The following is a 14,212-nucleotide window of genomic DNA, read 5'->3' as shown; positions in this document are numbered from 1 at the left end:
ATGCATCCCCGCAGCAGATCGATGATCGCCGCGCTCGCCACGGCGGCCACGGCCCTCACCGGGCCACTACTCACCGCCACTCCCGCGTTCGGCGCCGAGCCCGCGACCGTGCGGATCGTCGTCGCCCCGAACGGAGACGACCGCGCCGCGGGCTCCGCCGACCGGCCGGTCGCGACGCTGGCGAAGGCGCAGGAACTGGCCCGTGCGGCCGTCGGCGAGACCGACGTGGTCGTGGAACTGGCCGACGGCGTCCACCGGCTGGCCGAACCGCTGAAGTTCACCAGCGCCGACTCGGGCCGTAACGGGCACAAGGTCACCTGGCAGGCCTCGCCGGGCGCGACGCCGAGGGTGTCGGGCGGTCAGCCGGTGACCGGCTGGACGCAGCACGACGCGGGCGCGAACATCTGGGTCGCGCCGGTACCCCAGGGTGCCGACTCCCGCCAGCTCTATGTGGACGGAACGCTGGCACCGCGCGCCTCGATCGCCATCTCGCGCAACGACGTGCAGATCACCGCGCGGGGGATGACCATCACCAACCCCGCGCTCAACTACCTCGCCACGCTGCCGCAGCAGAACCGGATCGAGCTGGAGAGCCTGAACTCGTTCACCGACCGGTTCTCGCCCGTGCAGAGCATCAGCGGCACCACCGTCACCATGCAGCAGCCCGCCTGGAACAACAACAACTGGGGCTACGACACCCTCGCCAAACCGTTCGCCGGTGGCGGCCTGACGCTGCACAATTCCTACTCGTTCCTGAAGAACGCCGGACAGTGGTATCTCGATCCCCAGGCCGGACGGCTCTACTACAAGGCGGCCGCCGGTCAGTCGCCCGTCGGCCGCGACATCGTGCTGCCGCGCCTGACCTCACTGGTCCAGATGAGCGGCACCCTCGCGAACCCGATCCGCGACGTCACCGTGCGGGACATGGTCTTCGAGCACACCACGTGGCTCCAACCGGGGACCTCGGCCGGCTACGCCAACCAGCAGAGCGGCACGTTCATCGCGACCGCGCACCAGATGCCCGGCGACTTCCTGACCTCGTGTCAGTCGGGCTGCCGCCTGTTCGAGGGCGCGCGCAACAACTGGGGCCAGATGCCCGCCGCCGTCCAGGTCTCGGCCGCCACCGGCATCACCTTCACCAACAACACCTTCCGCCACCTCGGCCAGGTGGGGCTGGGAATCGGCAATGACGCGAACGCGAACCAGTCGGGTGTCGGCCTCGGCGCGTCCAACATCACCGTGACGCAGAACAGCTTCACGAATCTCTCCGGAGGCGGGATCGTCGTCGGCGGGGTCCGGCCGGACGCGCACCACCCGTCCCAGCCCGCGATGGTCACCAAGGACATCACGATCAAGAACAACCTGGTGACCGACGTCGCCAAGGACTACAAGGACATGGCGGGCATCCTGTCCACCTACGTCACGCGCGCCGTCATCGAGCACAACGAGGTGTCCAACCTGGCCTACGACGGCATCGACGTCGGCTGGGGCTGGGGCGCCAACGACCCCGGCGGCAGCCAGGACTACCGCAACCGCGGCCTGTACGACTTCCAGCCGGTCTACACCACTCCGACGACACTGCGCGAGACCATCGTGCGGTACAACGTCGTCCACGGCACCAAGAAGTCCCTGCACGACGGCGGCAGCCTCTACAACCTGTCCGCCAATCCCGGGGGCTCGATCGACCACAACCTCGTCTACGACAACCGGAGCACGGTCGGTCTCTACCTGGACGAAGGCTCACGGTACGTCTCCGTGGCGCAGAACGTGGTCATCGACAGCGGCGTCTGGGCCTTCACCAACGCCGGTTCGACCAACAACACCAGCGACAGCGTCTTCGCCGAAAACTGGTACAACACCGGCGCGACCAGGGTGGTCACCGGGCCTCCGCACAACAATGTCCTCAGAGGGAACGTCCAGGTGACCGGGGTCTGGCCCGCGGGAGCGCGGCAGGTCATGGCCCAGGCCGGTATCGAACCCGCGCTGCGGCCCGGCGTCGGCGACGTCCTCGCCTTGGCCGCGGGTAAATGCCTGGACGTCAGCGGCGGCAGTACCGCGGCGGGGACGCAGCTGCAGATCTGGGGCTGTACCGGCGGGACGAACCAGACCTGGACACGGACCGCGTCGGGGCAGCTGACCGTCTACAGCGGTGGTGACACCAGGTGCGCGACCGCCCTCAACGGCCAGACCGCCCCCGGTACGGCGGTCGTGATCGCCCAGTGCACCGGTGGGGCGAATCAGCAGTGGCGGTTCGACGCCAACGGCTCGGTCGCCGGTGCGCAGTCCGGGCTCTGCCTCGACGTCACCGGGGCCGCCACCGCCAACGGCGCCAAGGTCGTGCTCTGGACCTGTCACGGCGGCGCCAACCAGCAGTGGAACCTGTCCTGACCGCGACCCGGGTGCCCAGGTAGTCGTGAGTGGTAATGACGGGGTGGATTCACGCGATCGTCGCAACGTGCTCGTATGAGGACAGTAGCTTGTTGAGTCGTTCGGCTGGGGTGTCCCAGTCGAGGGTTTTGCGGGGGCGGCCGTTGAGTTCGGCGGCCACCCTCGCGAGGTCTTCGGGGGTATGTGTGGCGAGGTCGGTGCCTTTGGGGAAGTACTGGCGGAGCAGTCCGTTGGTGTTCTCGTTGGAGCCGCGTTGCCAGGGTGCGTGTGGGTCGCAGAAGTAGATGTCGAGGTCGGTGGCGAGGGTGATCTGGGCGTGCTGGGCCATTTCGGTGCCTTGGTCCCAGGCCAGTGACCGGCGTAGCTCGGCGGGCAGCCGCTGGATTGTCTTGATCATCTCCTCGGCGACGGTAGCGGCGTCTTTCCCGCCGGGCAGGTGCAGCAGCAGGCAGAACCTGGTCGAGCGTTCGACCAGGGTCCCGATCGCCGAACGATTGTCCTTGCCCATGATCAAATCGCCTTCCCAATGCCCCGGGATCGCCCGGTCCGCGGCTTCGGCGGGGCGTTCGGAGATCGGGACCATCCCGGCGATCTTGCCCTGGCGGGTCCGGCGCCCGTCAGGCATCCGCCGCGGTCGGCGGATCGCTCGCCCGGTCCGCAGACACTGCGCCAGCTCACGCCGCAGCGCGCCTCGTCCTTGGACGTAGATGGCCTGGTAGATCGTCTCGTGACTCACGTGCATCCTCGGCTGGTCGGGAAAGTCCCGGACCAGCCTGGCAGTGATCTGTTCCGGCGACCATCGTGCCCGCAGATCCGCCTGGACCCTGTCCCGTAGCACCGGGTCGGCGGCCAGCTTCGCCGGTTTCGGTCGTGTCGCCCGCTCCTCGGCCGCGCGCTGAGCCGAACTGGCCCGATAGCCCTGCCCGGTGCTGTTGCGGTCCAGTTCCCGCCCGATCGTGGAGCGATCCCGGCCCAGCCGGCGCGCGATCTCCGCTTTCGGCACCCGCTGGGCCCACAGGATCATGATCTCCTCCCGCTCGGCCAGCGAGAGATAGCGGCCCGATCCAGACTTCGGCGCATTACTGATCACGCCGCCAGCCTCGTCGAACAACCGTCTCCCACTGGCCCGCGACACGCCCACGGCCACCGCTGCCCGCTCCACCGACAACCCGGCCCGGACCCCATCCCAAAACCCCGCCCGCACATCCCGCAGCAACCAACGACGACGAAACCCAGCCATCACAACACCTCCACATCAGATGTTGCGACGACCACTAGAACCCAAGCGGTTCTAACCGTCATTACCACTCACGAGTCAGCCGGCCACGCGGAAGATGGCGACGTCGTCCACGGTGACGGTGAGCGGCGCGTTGGTGGCCGAGCCGGACAGGGTGGTGAGCAGGCCCGCGTTTCCCGCGCCCTGAAGTGCGGGGGTCTGGTCCGTCACGGTGGCCTGCCAGCCCGGTTCGGTGGTCCCGTTCGCCCACACCTTGGCGCGCAGGGTGGTCGGCGAGGTACCGGTGGCCTGGAGCCTGATCCGCAGCACGCTGCCGGGCTGGTAGGTGAGCCCGGTGATCTGCTGATCGGTGGTGAGCGGTGTCTCCGTGCCCGCCCCGTCCGAGCGGCGGAGTCCGAGCCGGACCGTGCCGTCCGGGCGCAGGATGATCGTCGCCCGATAGGTGCCGGCGTCGTTCACCTTCCGTCCCACCGCCGAGACGTAGGCGCCGTTGCCGGTGGTGACCTTGTCGATGCTGATCTTGGTGGTGAAGTCGGTGTCGGTCGAGCGGATCCGGTTCAGGTACGCGCTGCGGCCCGCGCCGGCCGCGGGCATCGTGATCCGGGCCGCGCCGCCGCGCACCGCGTAGTCGCCGGCGGGTCCGCCGACCCACCAATCGCCACCGGCCTCCGCCGTGCCGAATCCGGCGGTCACCGTCCGCGCGAACGAGTCCAGACCGAGCGTCGCGTCCGTGCCGAGGAAGTTCCGCGTCACCCACTCGGCGATCCTGTCGCCGGTGGGCAACGAGTACTCGCCGTCGAACCGGTAATGGACGCCCAGCCACACCCGGCTGAGCTGGTTCTCCCTGGCCGCGTCGCTGAAGGTGCCGAACGACCGGGTGACGCCCTGGGCGAACGGGTCTTCCGTGGTCGCCGTCCAGCTGAAGTTGTCGGTGCCGACGTAGCGCTTCATGACCCCGGCCCAGGCGCCGGCGAAGGTGGCGTGGCCCGAGATGAACGCGGGGAACGGCGGCGAGAAGGTGGTGCCGTCGGTCCGGCGTGACTCGGGTTGCCAGGTCGGATCGGGGTTGGTCGGGGCCAGTTTGATCGCGGTCTCCGGACGCCAGAGGTCGATGTCCGTCCGGAATTTCGCGTCCCAGGCGGCGATCGCGGCGTCGGCGAGGGCGAGGGACACCAGGGCGAACAACCTGGCGTTGGCGAACTGGTCCTGCCCCGGCAGGAGCCGCGCGATGATCGCGGTGTGCTGCAGCAGCTGGCCCGGTGGCTTGTAGGTGCCGTCGAGATCGTTGGCCCAGAAGTGCGCGGCCTGGGTCTTGTCCGCGCCGCGCGAAGGTGAGTTCAGCCTGCCGACGTCGCGGACCTCGGCCACGTGTGCCTGGTAGGTCGGGGAGGCGAGCAGCTCGCCGATGTCTTGCGCCCCCTCGGGGCGTGAGGGGCGGAAGTGGTTCGGTGTGTCCATGGTGAACGGCCGGACCAGACCCCAGTTCGGGTTGAGCGCGTCGCCGGAGCCGGTGGGCCGCCAGTCGCCCGGCCTGGTGCCCGGCGTGTAGGGGACGGTTTCGTCCGAGCGGTCGTTCGCCCTGGTCACGGCCATGACGGCCGCGGTCCGGTCGCCGATCGCGGCACCGTGGTCCCGCTGCTCCTGGGTGACGCTGTCGGGAATCGTCGACTGCGCCGTCGCCAGCTTCGCGGCGAAATCGACCGGGCCGGTGGGGTAGAGGCCGGTGAGGATCTTGTAGGCGGCGCGGTCGATGGCGCTGCTCGGATCGGGAGCGGCACCGGACGGCACGGGCACCCGCGTCAGATACGGCTGCCCGAGGCAACCGCCGGCGGTCGCGCACCGCGCCGAGTTGGCACCGTCGTAGATGGCGCCGTGCATCATCGCCGCCGATCTGGACAGCCGGGTCGGCGACGCACTCTCACCGGTCTGGTGCCGGAAGACGTCGAGCAACACCTCGTTCCAGTACAACACGTGGTCGATGCTCGGCGCCGCCACATCGCGCGGAGTCGCGTTCGCCGCGGCGAGCGGAGCGGAAACGCTCATGAGCAGGGCAAGACAGAAAAACACCGTGACGCGACGCATCGTCGGCGAACCCCCTGAAGGCCAGCGCGTGTCCCCCGGCACCACACGACCGAAACAGTCAGTACCCACCGTGGCCGACCGGATACTCACCGGCAAGAGCCGAACAGCCGACGGCCCTGCGTCCGTTCGCCGTGAAGACGGCGGCCCCGGTGTGCACCGGGGCCGCCGCCTACCCTCCCCACCCGGTCAGGCTTTGGCCCAGCGCTGGTCGGCACTGCCGTCGCAGGTCGCCACGGTCACGGCCGAGCCGTTGGCGGTACCGGCGGTGTCGAGACACAGTCCGGTCTGGACACCGGTGATCGTGCCGTTGTCGTTGACGTTCCATTGCTGGTTCGCGCCGCCGTGGCAGTCCCAGATCTGCACCCGGGTGCCGGAGGTGGCGTTGGCCGGGACGTCCAGGCATTTGCCCAGCACCTGCAGGGTCTGGCCGCTGCGGGTGAACTGCTGGTTGGCACTGGTGTGGCAGTCCCAGACGATCATCTGCGTGTCGTTGCCCGAGGTGGCGCCGGTGACGTCCAGGCAGCGGCCGGCGGACTCGCTGCGCAACCGGTACGTCGGCGTCGGGGTGGGCGTGTCCCCGGTGAAGAACTTCCACACCTCGGTCTTGACCCAGCTCCGGGCGCCGCTCTCACAACCGGCGCATCCGTCGACGGGACCTTGCTGGTGACCTCCGTCGAAGGCGGCCCAGGCGACCGGGTACCCGGCTCGGCAGCCGGAGTAGTAGGTGGTGATGTGGGTCCGGCTGCCCGAGGACGGCTCGGGCGGGTTCTGCGGGGTGCAGCCGTTGTTCCTGACGAACCTGTCCCGCAGCCCACGTCCGGCGCCGATGTTGTCCCCGACGCCGTGGATCCCCAGGTACGCGAACGGCTGGGTGCCGCCGCTGCAGCCGCTGATCGCGCCGGGAGCGGCGATGGCCGCGACCGCGCGGAAGGTCGTCGGCCTGGCGCAGGCGAGTGCGTAACTCATCGCGCCGCCGTAGCTGAAGCCCAGCGAGAAGCGCTGTGCGGTGTCGACGCAGAGGTCGCTCTCGATCCGCCTGATCATGTCGTCGGTGAAGGTCACGTCCTCTCCGCCGGAGTTGGCCCAGCCGTTGCCGATGCCCTGGGGTGCGACGAAGATCGCGGTGTTGTTCGCCAGCCGCCGCAGTCCGTAATGGGCGTAGACGTCGCCGTCACTGCCGCCCGAGGCGACCTGCTCCGCGGTACCGCCCCACCAGTGGAACCCGAAGATCAACCGGTGCTGGCGGGTGTTGTCGTAGCTGTCGGGGATGCTCAGGATGAAACTGCGGTTCTTGCCGTTGCTTTGGATGGTGTGCGTGCCGCTCCGCAACGTGGGGGCCTTGCCGCAGCCGGCGGACGCGGCAAGAGTGCCGGCGTCCGCGGCCACAGGGGCTTCCCTGGCCTCTGCCACGGTGGCATTGACCAGAGCGAGCGCGAGGGCGGCGATCGGCGCCCACCACCGGCCTGGACTGCGCCTCTGTTTCATGTGCGTGCTCCTGTACTTCCTGTACTGAAGGGGGTGGCCGTGCCGGAGTGAAGGGGGCGCCTTGATGAGGCAGGACGCCCCACGACTGTCCATAAGGGACAGTCTCCGCGAATCGGTGTCCGATCGATGCCTGTTTGTGCAGTCCTGAACGAGGTCGTGAGTGACAAAGAGGGTTAGAACGCTGTTTGCCACTCACGACCCCTCGCGAGATCGCGCCCGGCTTCTGTCACCCAGTCCGGCCCCGCACCGGGACACGACATGTTTGCCAAACTAGGCTTTGGCCCACCGTTGGTTGGCGCCGGTCCCGCAGGTCGCCACGTTCACGACCGAACCGTTGCCGGTCCCGCCCGCGACCTCGAGACACAGTCCACTTTGGACCGCGCTGATCGTGCCGTTGGTGTTGACGTTCCATTGCTGGTTCGCGCCGCCGTGGCAGTCCCAGATCTGCACCCGGGTGCCGGAGGTGGCGTTCGTCGGTACGTCGAGGCATTTACCCAGCACCTGCAGAGCCTGGTTATTCTGGCTGAACTGCTGGTTGGCGCCGGTGTGGCAGTCCCAGACGATCATCTGGGAGCCGTTCGCCGAGTTCGCGCCGTTGACGTCGAGGCATCGGCCGGCCGACTCGCCCCGAAGCCGGAACGTCGTCGGGGTCGGCGTCGTGCCTCCGGTGAAGAACTTCCACACCTCCGCCGAAGTCCAGGTGCGCCAGCCGTCGCCGCCACTGTCGATGGGACCGGGCGTGTGACCGCCGTCGAAGGCCGCCCAGACGACCGGATAACCGGCGCGGCATCCCGAGTAGGTGGTGATGATGTGGGTCCGGCTGCCCGCCGCGGGTTCCCGTGGGCTCTGCGGGGTGCAGCCGTTGTTCCTGACGAACGTGTCCCGAAGCCCGCGGCCGAGGGAGATGTTGAGCACCGAGTCGGAGACCCCGTGGATCCCCATGTACGCGATGGGCTGGGTGCCACCGGCGCATCCGCTCAGCTGCGCGCCGGAGTAGACCGCCACCGCGCGGAACATGGGTGCCCTGGCACAGGCGATCGCGTAGCTCATGCCGCCGCCGTAGCTGAAGCCCAGCGCGAAACGTTGTGCCGTGTCGACGCAGAGGTCGTTCTCGATCAGCTTGATCAGGTCGTCGGTGAGGGTCACGTCCTCTCCGCCGGAGTTGGCCCAGCCGTTGCCGAAGCCTTGCGGCGCGACGAAGATCGCGCTGTTCTCCGCCAGTCTCCGCTGGCCGTAGTAGGACCAGTTGTAGCCGTCGGTTCCGCCCGAGTCGACGTCGTTGGCGGTCCCGCCCCGCCAGTGGTAACCGAAGATCAACCGGTACTGGCGGGTGTTGGAGTAGTTGTCGGGAAGCCGCAGGATGAAGTTGCGGGTCTTGCCGCTGCTCTGGATCGTCTGGGGACCACTGCGCAGCGTGGGCGACTTGCCGCAGCCGGCGGACGCGGCGAGGGTGCCGGGATCGGCAGGCGGCGCAGGGGCGGCGGCCGCCGCGGTGGAACCGGCGAGGACCAGGGCGGCGGTGACGATCGGTGTCCACCACCAGCGGCGTGGACGGGCTCGTTTCCTCATGGGTGTGCTCCTGTTCTGTACTGGGTTACCGGGCCAGGTCAGACGGCGGCGATGGCCCAGTGGTTGTTGGCGCTGCTGTTCGGTGCCCACATCGCCACGCCGGAGCCCGCGGTGGAATCGCCGAGACTGTCGAGCGCGGTACCCGTGCCGCGGTTGATCACCTGGTGGCGGCCGCCGCCGACACCGTTGAGGCGCCACTGCTGGTTGGCTCCGCCGTTCCAGGCCGCCTGCTGACAGGCGGCGCCGTTGGCGCTGTTGCCCCAGCTGTCGGCGACCATCCCGTTGGTACGGTTGACGATGCGGTACCACTCGCCGCCCAGCGGCACCAGCTGCCACTGCAGGTTGGCGCTGCCGTCCCAGTTCCATTGCTTCAGCCGCGATCCCGAGGCGACGTTCCCGCCGCTGTCCAGGGCGAGTCCGGTGGCGGCGTTGGTGATCCGCGACCAGCCGGTGGGGACGGGCGCGGCACCCAGCGCGGGGATCTGACCGGCGAAGGTCAGCTTGACCACGTACGCGGGGGCGGCGAAGGGCGCTGCCGCCGACGGCATCGCAATGTGCAGTCCCGAGCCGTTCTGGTTACGGGTGGGCAGGTCGACGTACGTCCCGGCCGTGGAGCCGAGCAGCCGCACGGAAGCCAGCGAGCCGAGGTCGATCCGGCCGGAGTCGAGAGTGGTGATGCTCAGGGTGCTGCCGGGCCAGCCCATCACGGTGGCGTACAGCACCGTGTTGTCCTTGCTGCGGGTGAACCGGATGTCGCGGTTGGTGCCTTCCCTCGGCTGGACGAAGGAACCGCCGCCCATCTGGGTGGGGCCCTCGCCGTAGGCCGTCCAGGCCCGGGTGGCGTAGACGGATTCGCCGAACCGTTTGAGGTAGTCCCCGATGCCCAGCAGGATCGCGCGCTGGCCGCCGGGGATGGTCCCGTCCGCCATCGGCGCGATGTTCAGCAACATGTTGCCGTTCTTGCTGACCCTGTCGAGCAGCGAGTGCAGCATGGCGTTGAGCGAGTAGTAGCCGATGCCGACGGTGTAACACCAGCTGGAGCTGGAGATGCTGTCATCGGTCAGCCAGAAGGGTTGCTGGATGCCCGCGGGGCCGCCGCGTTCGAAGTCGAACACCGAACCGCGGTTGTTCAGGCCGTCCTTGTAGGTGCTGACCACGTCCTTGTTCCACGCGACCGCCCGGTTGAAGTAGTACGCGAGGAAGTTCAGCCGCTGCGCCTCGTCGACCTGGGGGAGGTTGAAGTCCTGCCAGACGATGTCGGGCTGGTAGCCGTCGATGACCTCTTTGAGCTTCTCGAACCACAGCTGGTTCTCCGGCGCCCTGCCGAGCTGGCCGTACAGCTTGCGCAGGCCCGGATCCGATTGCGCCGGGACCCGGTCGTAGAAACCGGTGAAGTTGTACGCGTGGTGCAGGGACACCACGAACTTCAGCCCCTTGGCCCGGATCGCGGCGGCATGGAGCCCCACCAGGTCCAGTTTGGGGCCGGTGCGTACCGAGTTCCATTCGTTGACGGCGCTGTTCCACATCGAGTAGCCGTCGTGGTGCTCGGCGACCGGTCCGGCGAATTTGGCACCGGCGTCGGCGAACAGCTGTGCCCATTCGCCGGGGTCGAAATCGCCGCCCGCGGATTTCAGTCGCGGTGCGAACTGCACCCAGTTCCCGGCCTTGTCCCGCGCTCCGTTGATGAAGTTGTGGTACGGCCACGCCGACGGATCCCCGTAGGTGGCGATGTGATGGCGGTTCTCGTTGGAGCCGCCGATGTACATGTTGCGCGGATACCATTCGTTGCCGAACGCCGGGACGCTGAACACTCCCCAGTGGAAGTAGATGCCGAATTTGGCGTCCTGGAACCACTCGGGCGCGGGCGGATGCTGGTCGACCGACGGCCACGTCGGCGTGTAGCTGCTCGGTCCTTCGGTGGCCCACACCGTTCCGGCTCGCAGGAGCCCGGCGGCGGCGGTGAATCCACTCAGGGCGAGCACCCGGCGACGGGTGAACCGGCTTGAGGACAAGGACATGGCACGACCCCCTTCGGCTCAGGCGCGAGCCCATTTCTGGTTGGCTTGGCCGTTGCAGGTCCAGAGGACCAGTCGGCTCCCGTTGGCGGTGGCGGCCTGGTTGACGTCCAGGCAGAGTCCGGAGTGGACGTTGGTGATGGACCCGTCGGCGTTCTGGGTCCACTTCTGATTGGCCTGGCCGTTGCAGGACCAGGTGAGGACTCGCGTGCCGTTGGCGGTGCCCTGGTTCTCGGCGTCCAGGCACTTGTCGCCGAAGACCCGGATCTCGCCACCCGCCCACGTCGTCCACGACTGGCTCGCCGCGGTGTGGCAGTCCCAGATCACCGCGGCCGCCCCTGGCGCGGTCGAGCCGCCGTTCACGTCCAGGCACCGGCCCGAGCCGGTACCGCGCAGCCTGGCTGTCGTGGCGGCCACCGGGTTGCCGCCGGTGACCCGGTACGCGGCGACGCCGTGCGCCGGGACGGTGGCGGAGATCTGCTCGCCGCTGGTCGACGTGGCGCCGGTCCACAGGTCGGTCAGCGTGAACGATCCGCCGGACAACCCGAGCTGCGCCGCCGTGGTGGTGACCGTGCCCGCCCCGCCGCCGCGGTTGAACAGGCCGACGGCGACCGAGCCGTCCGACAGCGGTTTGGCGAAGACCTCCGTGGTGCCGTCGTCCCGCACCCGGCGGCCACCCGCGCCGAGCTTGTCCTGGTTCACCGCCAGCAGCCGCGGGTTGCGCAGGATCGCGCTGACGTCGGCGGACATGGTGCGGATGTCGTTGCCCGCCATCAGCGGTGCGGCCATCAGTGCCCAGAGCGCGAAATGCGCCCGCGACTCGGTCAGGGTCAGGCCCGGACGCCCGACCACCAGCATGTCCGGGTCGTTCCAGTGGCCGGGCCCGGCCTGCGCGGCCAGGGGAGCGTTGATGTCGACGACGTTGCCGACGCCCATCGGATAGCTGTTGGTGTTGCCGTTCTGCCAGATGTCGAGCAGGTCTTCGGTGGTACGCCACAGATCGGCGACCTCGCCCCAGTTGTACTTGTCACCGGTGATGGCGTGGAAGCTGTTGGGGTTGATGCTGTAGACGATCGGCCTGCCGGTGGCCCGGATCGCGTCGCGCATCACGCTGAAGCGGGCGACCTGCTCGTCCCGCGTGCCGTTGGGGGAGCACCAGTCGTACTTCAGGTAGTCCACTCCCCAGGAGGCGAAGGTGCGGGCGTCCTGCACCTCATGCCCCTGGCTGCCCGTGGAGCCCGGATGGTTGCCGACGCGCTGGGCGCAGGTGCGCTCGGTCGGTACCTGGTAGATCCCGAACTTCAGGCCGCGGCCGTGGATGTAATCGCCGAGGGCCTTCATGCCGCTGGGGAACTTCGTCGGGTGGGCCCGCAGAGTGCCCTGCGCGTCGCGCTGCGGGTCGAACCAGCAGTCGTCGACCACCACGTACTGGTAGCCCGCGTCCCGCATCCCTGAAGAGACCATCGCGTCCGCCGCCTGGCGGACCGCGGCCTCGGTGACGCCGCAGCCGAAACTGTTCCAGCTGTTCCAGCCCAGCGGGGGAGTGACCGCCGGGCTGCCCGGCGCGGCGACGGCGACCTGAGGGGCGGGTGCGACCGTGAACAGGGACAGCGCCGCGGCCGCGGTCGCCAGCAGGGCGACCAATCGTCGACGTGATCGAGTGAGCATCCTTGCTCCTTCGGTGATGTGCGGGGTTCGGCCGTTTCGAGTAGTCGCCGTCAGGCCCGCTGGAGTTGGAAGCGCTGATTGGCGTTGCCGGTGAACGTCCACTGCGAGATGCGGGCGCCGTCGGCGGTGGAGGCCTCCCACACGTCCAGTGCCAGACCGCTCTGGCGGTTGATCAGGCTGATCACGCCGTTGCCGTGATCGGTGGCCTGCCATTGCTGGCTCGCGGTGTTCGCGTCCGGCTGCTGTGCGACGTCCGCGCCGCTGCCCGAACCGGACACCTGAAGCACGAGGCCGCTGTGCCGCGCCCTGATCCGGTAGTAGCCGCCGCCGGAGTCGAGGAAGTCGAACTGCTGATTGGTCCCGCCGGTGACCGTCCACTGCCGCAGCGTGCTGCCGGCGGTGGTGGACGAGTTGGTGATCTCGGCGCTTTTACCGCTGTGCTGGGCCACCAGCCGGTACTGGACACCGACCTGGATCGGGCTCCCCGTGGTCGTGCCGTTCAGCGTGGTGAGCACCGCGTCGTAAGCGGGCTTCTTGGTGCCACCGCGGTCGAACAACAGCGGGTTCTCACTGGCGCGCCAGGAGTCGCTGTCCCGGATTCCCCAGGTGGTGATCCCGGTGCAGCGCGGCACGTTCAGGCAGGCCCGGACGGTGTTGGCGTACGCGCTCGCCGGCGCCTGGGCGATGTCGAGTTCGGTGATCTGCACGTCGACGCCGAGTGCGGCGAGGTTGGCCAGGGTGGTCTGGAAGGTGGCGGGCGAGCCGCCGCTGCCGAAGTGCGCCTGCAGGCCGACACAGTCGATCGGGACGCCGCGGGACCTGAAGTCGCGCACCAGGTTGTAGACACCCTGTGTCTTGGCGGCGTTCCAGTCCTCGATGTTGTAGTCGTTGTAGCAGAGCTTGGCGGCGGGATCCGCCGCGCGGGCGGCGCGGAACGCCTCCTCGAGGAACCCGGTGCCGAGGACGTCGCGGAACACCGACGACCGAAGCTGGCCGCTGCCACCGTCGGCGAAGGCCTCGTTGACGACGTCCCACGCGTAGATCTGGCCGCGATACCGGCCCATGACGCCGTTGATGTGGTTGTTCATCACCGCGCGCAACGTGTTCGCGTCCCGGATTCCGCTCACCCAGCCGGGTAGCTGCTGATGCCACACGAGGGTGTGCCCACGGAGTTGTTTGTTCTGACTACGGGCGTGGTTGGCGACCCGGTCGGCTCCGCCGAAGGTGAAGTTGTCGCGGGACGGCTCGGTGGCGTCCCATTTCATCTCGTTCTCGGGAGTGATCGAGCTGAACTCCCGATTGAGAATGGTGGTGTACTGCGCGTCGCCCAGTCTTCCCGCGGCCACCGCGGTGCCGAAGTACCGGCCGGACTGGACCGCCGCGGCGCCAAGGGTCCCAGCCGCGGCGTCGGCGGCGGCCGGTACGAGCGTGATCGCGCTGGTCGCGGCGAGCGAGGCGATCGCCCAGCGGAGCAAGGGCCGTCTCCGCCGTCGGGGGGACCGGAGCTGCGAGTTCATACTTCCTCCTTCGTCGTTGAAGGCATCCGCGTGGTGCTGAGAGCGCTCCCAGAGCAGGGTGGGGAAAGCCCAGGAGGTGGATGGGGTGGCGGGGCCAGTGCCCTCGAATCGCCGGGTCTCGTTGACCTGACTGGGTTTACCGGTCCGCCGGGTGGACCATCACGTCCAGGTGCGGGCGGTGGAGAATGGGGTGAGCGCGTTCCGCGGTTGAACCATGAGGACTCCCGAGTGGGGTCGAACCGGTTCGATCA

Annotated in this window: 8 protein-coding genes; 1 reads left to right on the top strand and 7 read right to left on the bottom strand. The window is 68.7% G+C overall.

Translation table 11 applies throughout. The annotated features are described in order from the left end of the window. Complete coding sequence (locus SD37_RS20645) at positions 1-2,388, top strand: ricin-type beta-trefoil lectin domain protein (RefSeq protein ID WP_145926680.1); 2,388 nt, start codon at positions 1-3, stop codon at positions 2,386-2,388. Between the two features lie 49 nt (positions 2,389-2,437). Here the strand turns inward: SD37_RS20645 and SD37_RS20640 are convergent, their stop codons facing one another. The 7 genes from SD37_RS20640 to SD37_RS20610 form a co-directional block, all read right to left on the bottom strand. Continuing rightward, on the bottom strand, positions 2,438-3,628 hold the full coding sequence (locus SD37_RS20640; protein ID WP_044852078.1) for an IS30 family transposase: 1,191 nt from the start codon (positions 3,626-3,628) through the stop codon (positions 2,438-2,440). A gap of 75 nt (positions 3,629-3,703) precedes the next feature. Then, positions 3,704-5,668 (bottom strand): vanadium-dependent haloperoxidase, encoded by a 1,965-nt coding sequence (locus SD37_RS20635; RefSeq protein ID WP_052675052.1) that lies wholly within the window; start codon positions 5,666-5,668, stop codon positions 3,704-3,706. Between the two features lie 225 nt (positions 5,669-5,893). Continuing rightward, positions 5,894-7,192 carry a ricin-type beta-trefoil lectin domain protein gene (locus tag SD37_RS20630; protein ID WP_083255024.1) on the bottom strand — a complete coding sequence of 433 codons (1,299 nt, stop codon included), beginning with the start codon at positions 7,190-7,192 and terminating at the stop codon, positions 5,894-5,896. Between the two features lie 270 nt (positions 7,193-7,462). Beyond that, positions 7,463-8,761, bottom strand: coding sequence for a ricin-type beta-trefoil lectin domain protein (locus SD37_RS20625; RefSeq protein ID WP_044853422.1), 1,299 nt, complete (start codon positions 8,759-8,761; stop codon positions 7,463-7,465). A gap of 38 nt (positions 8,762-8,799) precedes the next feature. Next, positions 8,800-10,779, bottom strand: coding sequence for an alpha-L-fucosidase (locus SD37_RS20620; protein WP_044853421.1), 1,980 nt, complete (start codon positions 10,777-10,779; stop codon positions 8,800-8,802). An 18-nt stretch (positions 10,780-10,797) separates the two neighbouring features. Then, complete coding sequence (locus tag SD37_RS20615; protein ID WP_044853420.1) at positions 10,798-12,444, bottom strand: glycoside hydrolase family 27 protein; 1,647 nt, start codon at positions 12,442-12,444, stop codon at positions 10,798-10,800. Positions 12,445-12,494: 50 nt separating this feature from the next. Beyond that, a complete protein-coding gene (locus SD37_RS20610) occupies positions 12,495-13,961 on the bottom strand; it encodes a glycoside hydrolase family 10 protein (protein WP_044853419.1) in 1,467 nt (488 codons plus the stop codon). Positions 13,962-14,212 lie beyond the last annotated feature (251 nt).

This window comes from Amycolatopsis orientalis (assembly GCF_000943515.2).
Taxonomy (GTDB): Bacteria; Actinomycetota; Actinomycetes; order Mycobacteriales; family Pseudonocardiaceae; genus Amycolatopsis; species Amycolatopsis orientalis.
This window is presented reverse-complemented; position numbering and strand designations above follow the sequence as displayed.

Bases quoted from the DNA above. Each gene is read 5' to 3' on its own strand.
- SD37_RS20645 (WP_145926680.1), top strand. From the start codon at position 1: ATGCATCCCCGCAGCAGATCGATGATCGCCGCGCTCGCCACGGCGGCC.
- SD37_RS20640 (WP_044852078.1), bottom strand. From the start codon at position 3,628: ATGGCTGGGTTTCGTCGTCGTTGGTTGCTGCGGGATGTGCGGGCGGGG.
- SD37_RS20635 (WP_052675052.1), bottom strand. From the start codon at position 5,668: ATGAGCGTTTCCGCTCCGCTCGCCGCGGCGAACGCGACTCCGCGCGAT.
- SD37_RS20630 (WP_083255024.1), bottom strand. From the start codon at position 7,192: ATGAAACAGAGGCGCAGTCCAGGCCGGTGGTGGGCGCCGATCGCCGCC.
- SD37_RS20625 (WP_044853422.1), bottom strand. From the start codon at position 8,761: ATGAGGAAACGAGCCCGTCCACGCCGCTGGTGGTGGACACCGATCGTC.
- SD37_RS20620 (WP_044853421.1), bottom strand. From the start codon at position 10,779: ATGTCCTTGTCCTCAAGCCGGTTCACCCGTCGCCGGGTGCTCGCCCTG.
- SD37_RS20615 (WP_044853420.1), bottom strand. From the start codon at position 12,444: ATGCTCACTCGATCACGTCGACGATTGGTCGCCCTGCTGGCGACCGCG.
- SD37_RS20610 (WP_044853419.1), bottom strand. From the start codon at position 13,961: ATGAACTCGCAGCTCCGGTCCCCCCGACGGCGGAGACGGCCCTTGCTC.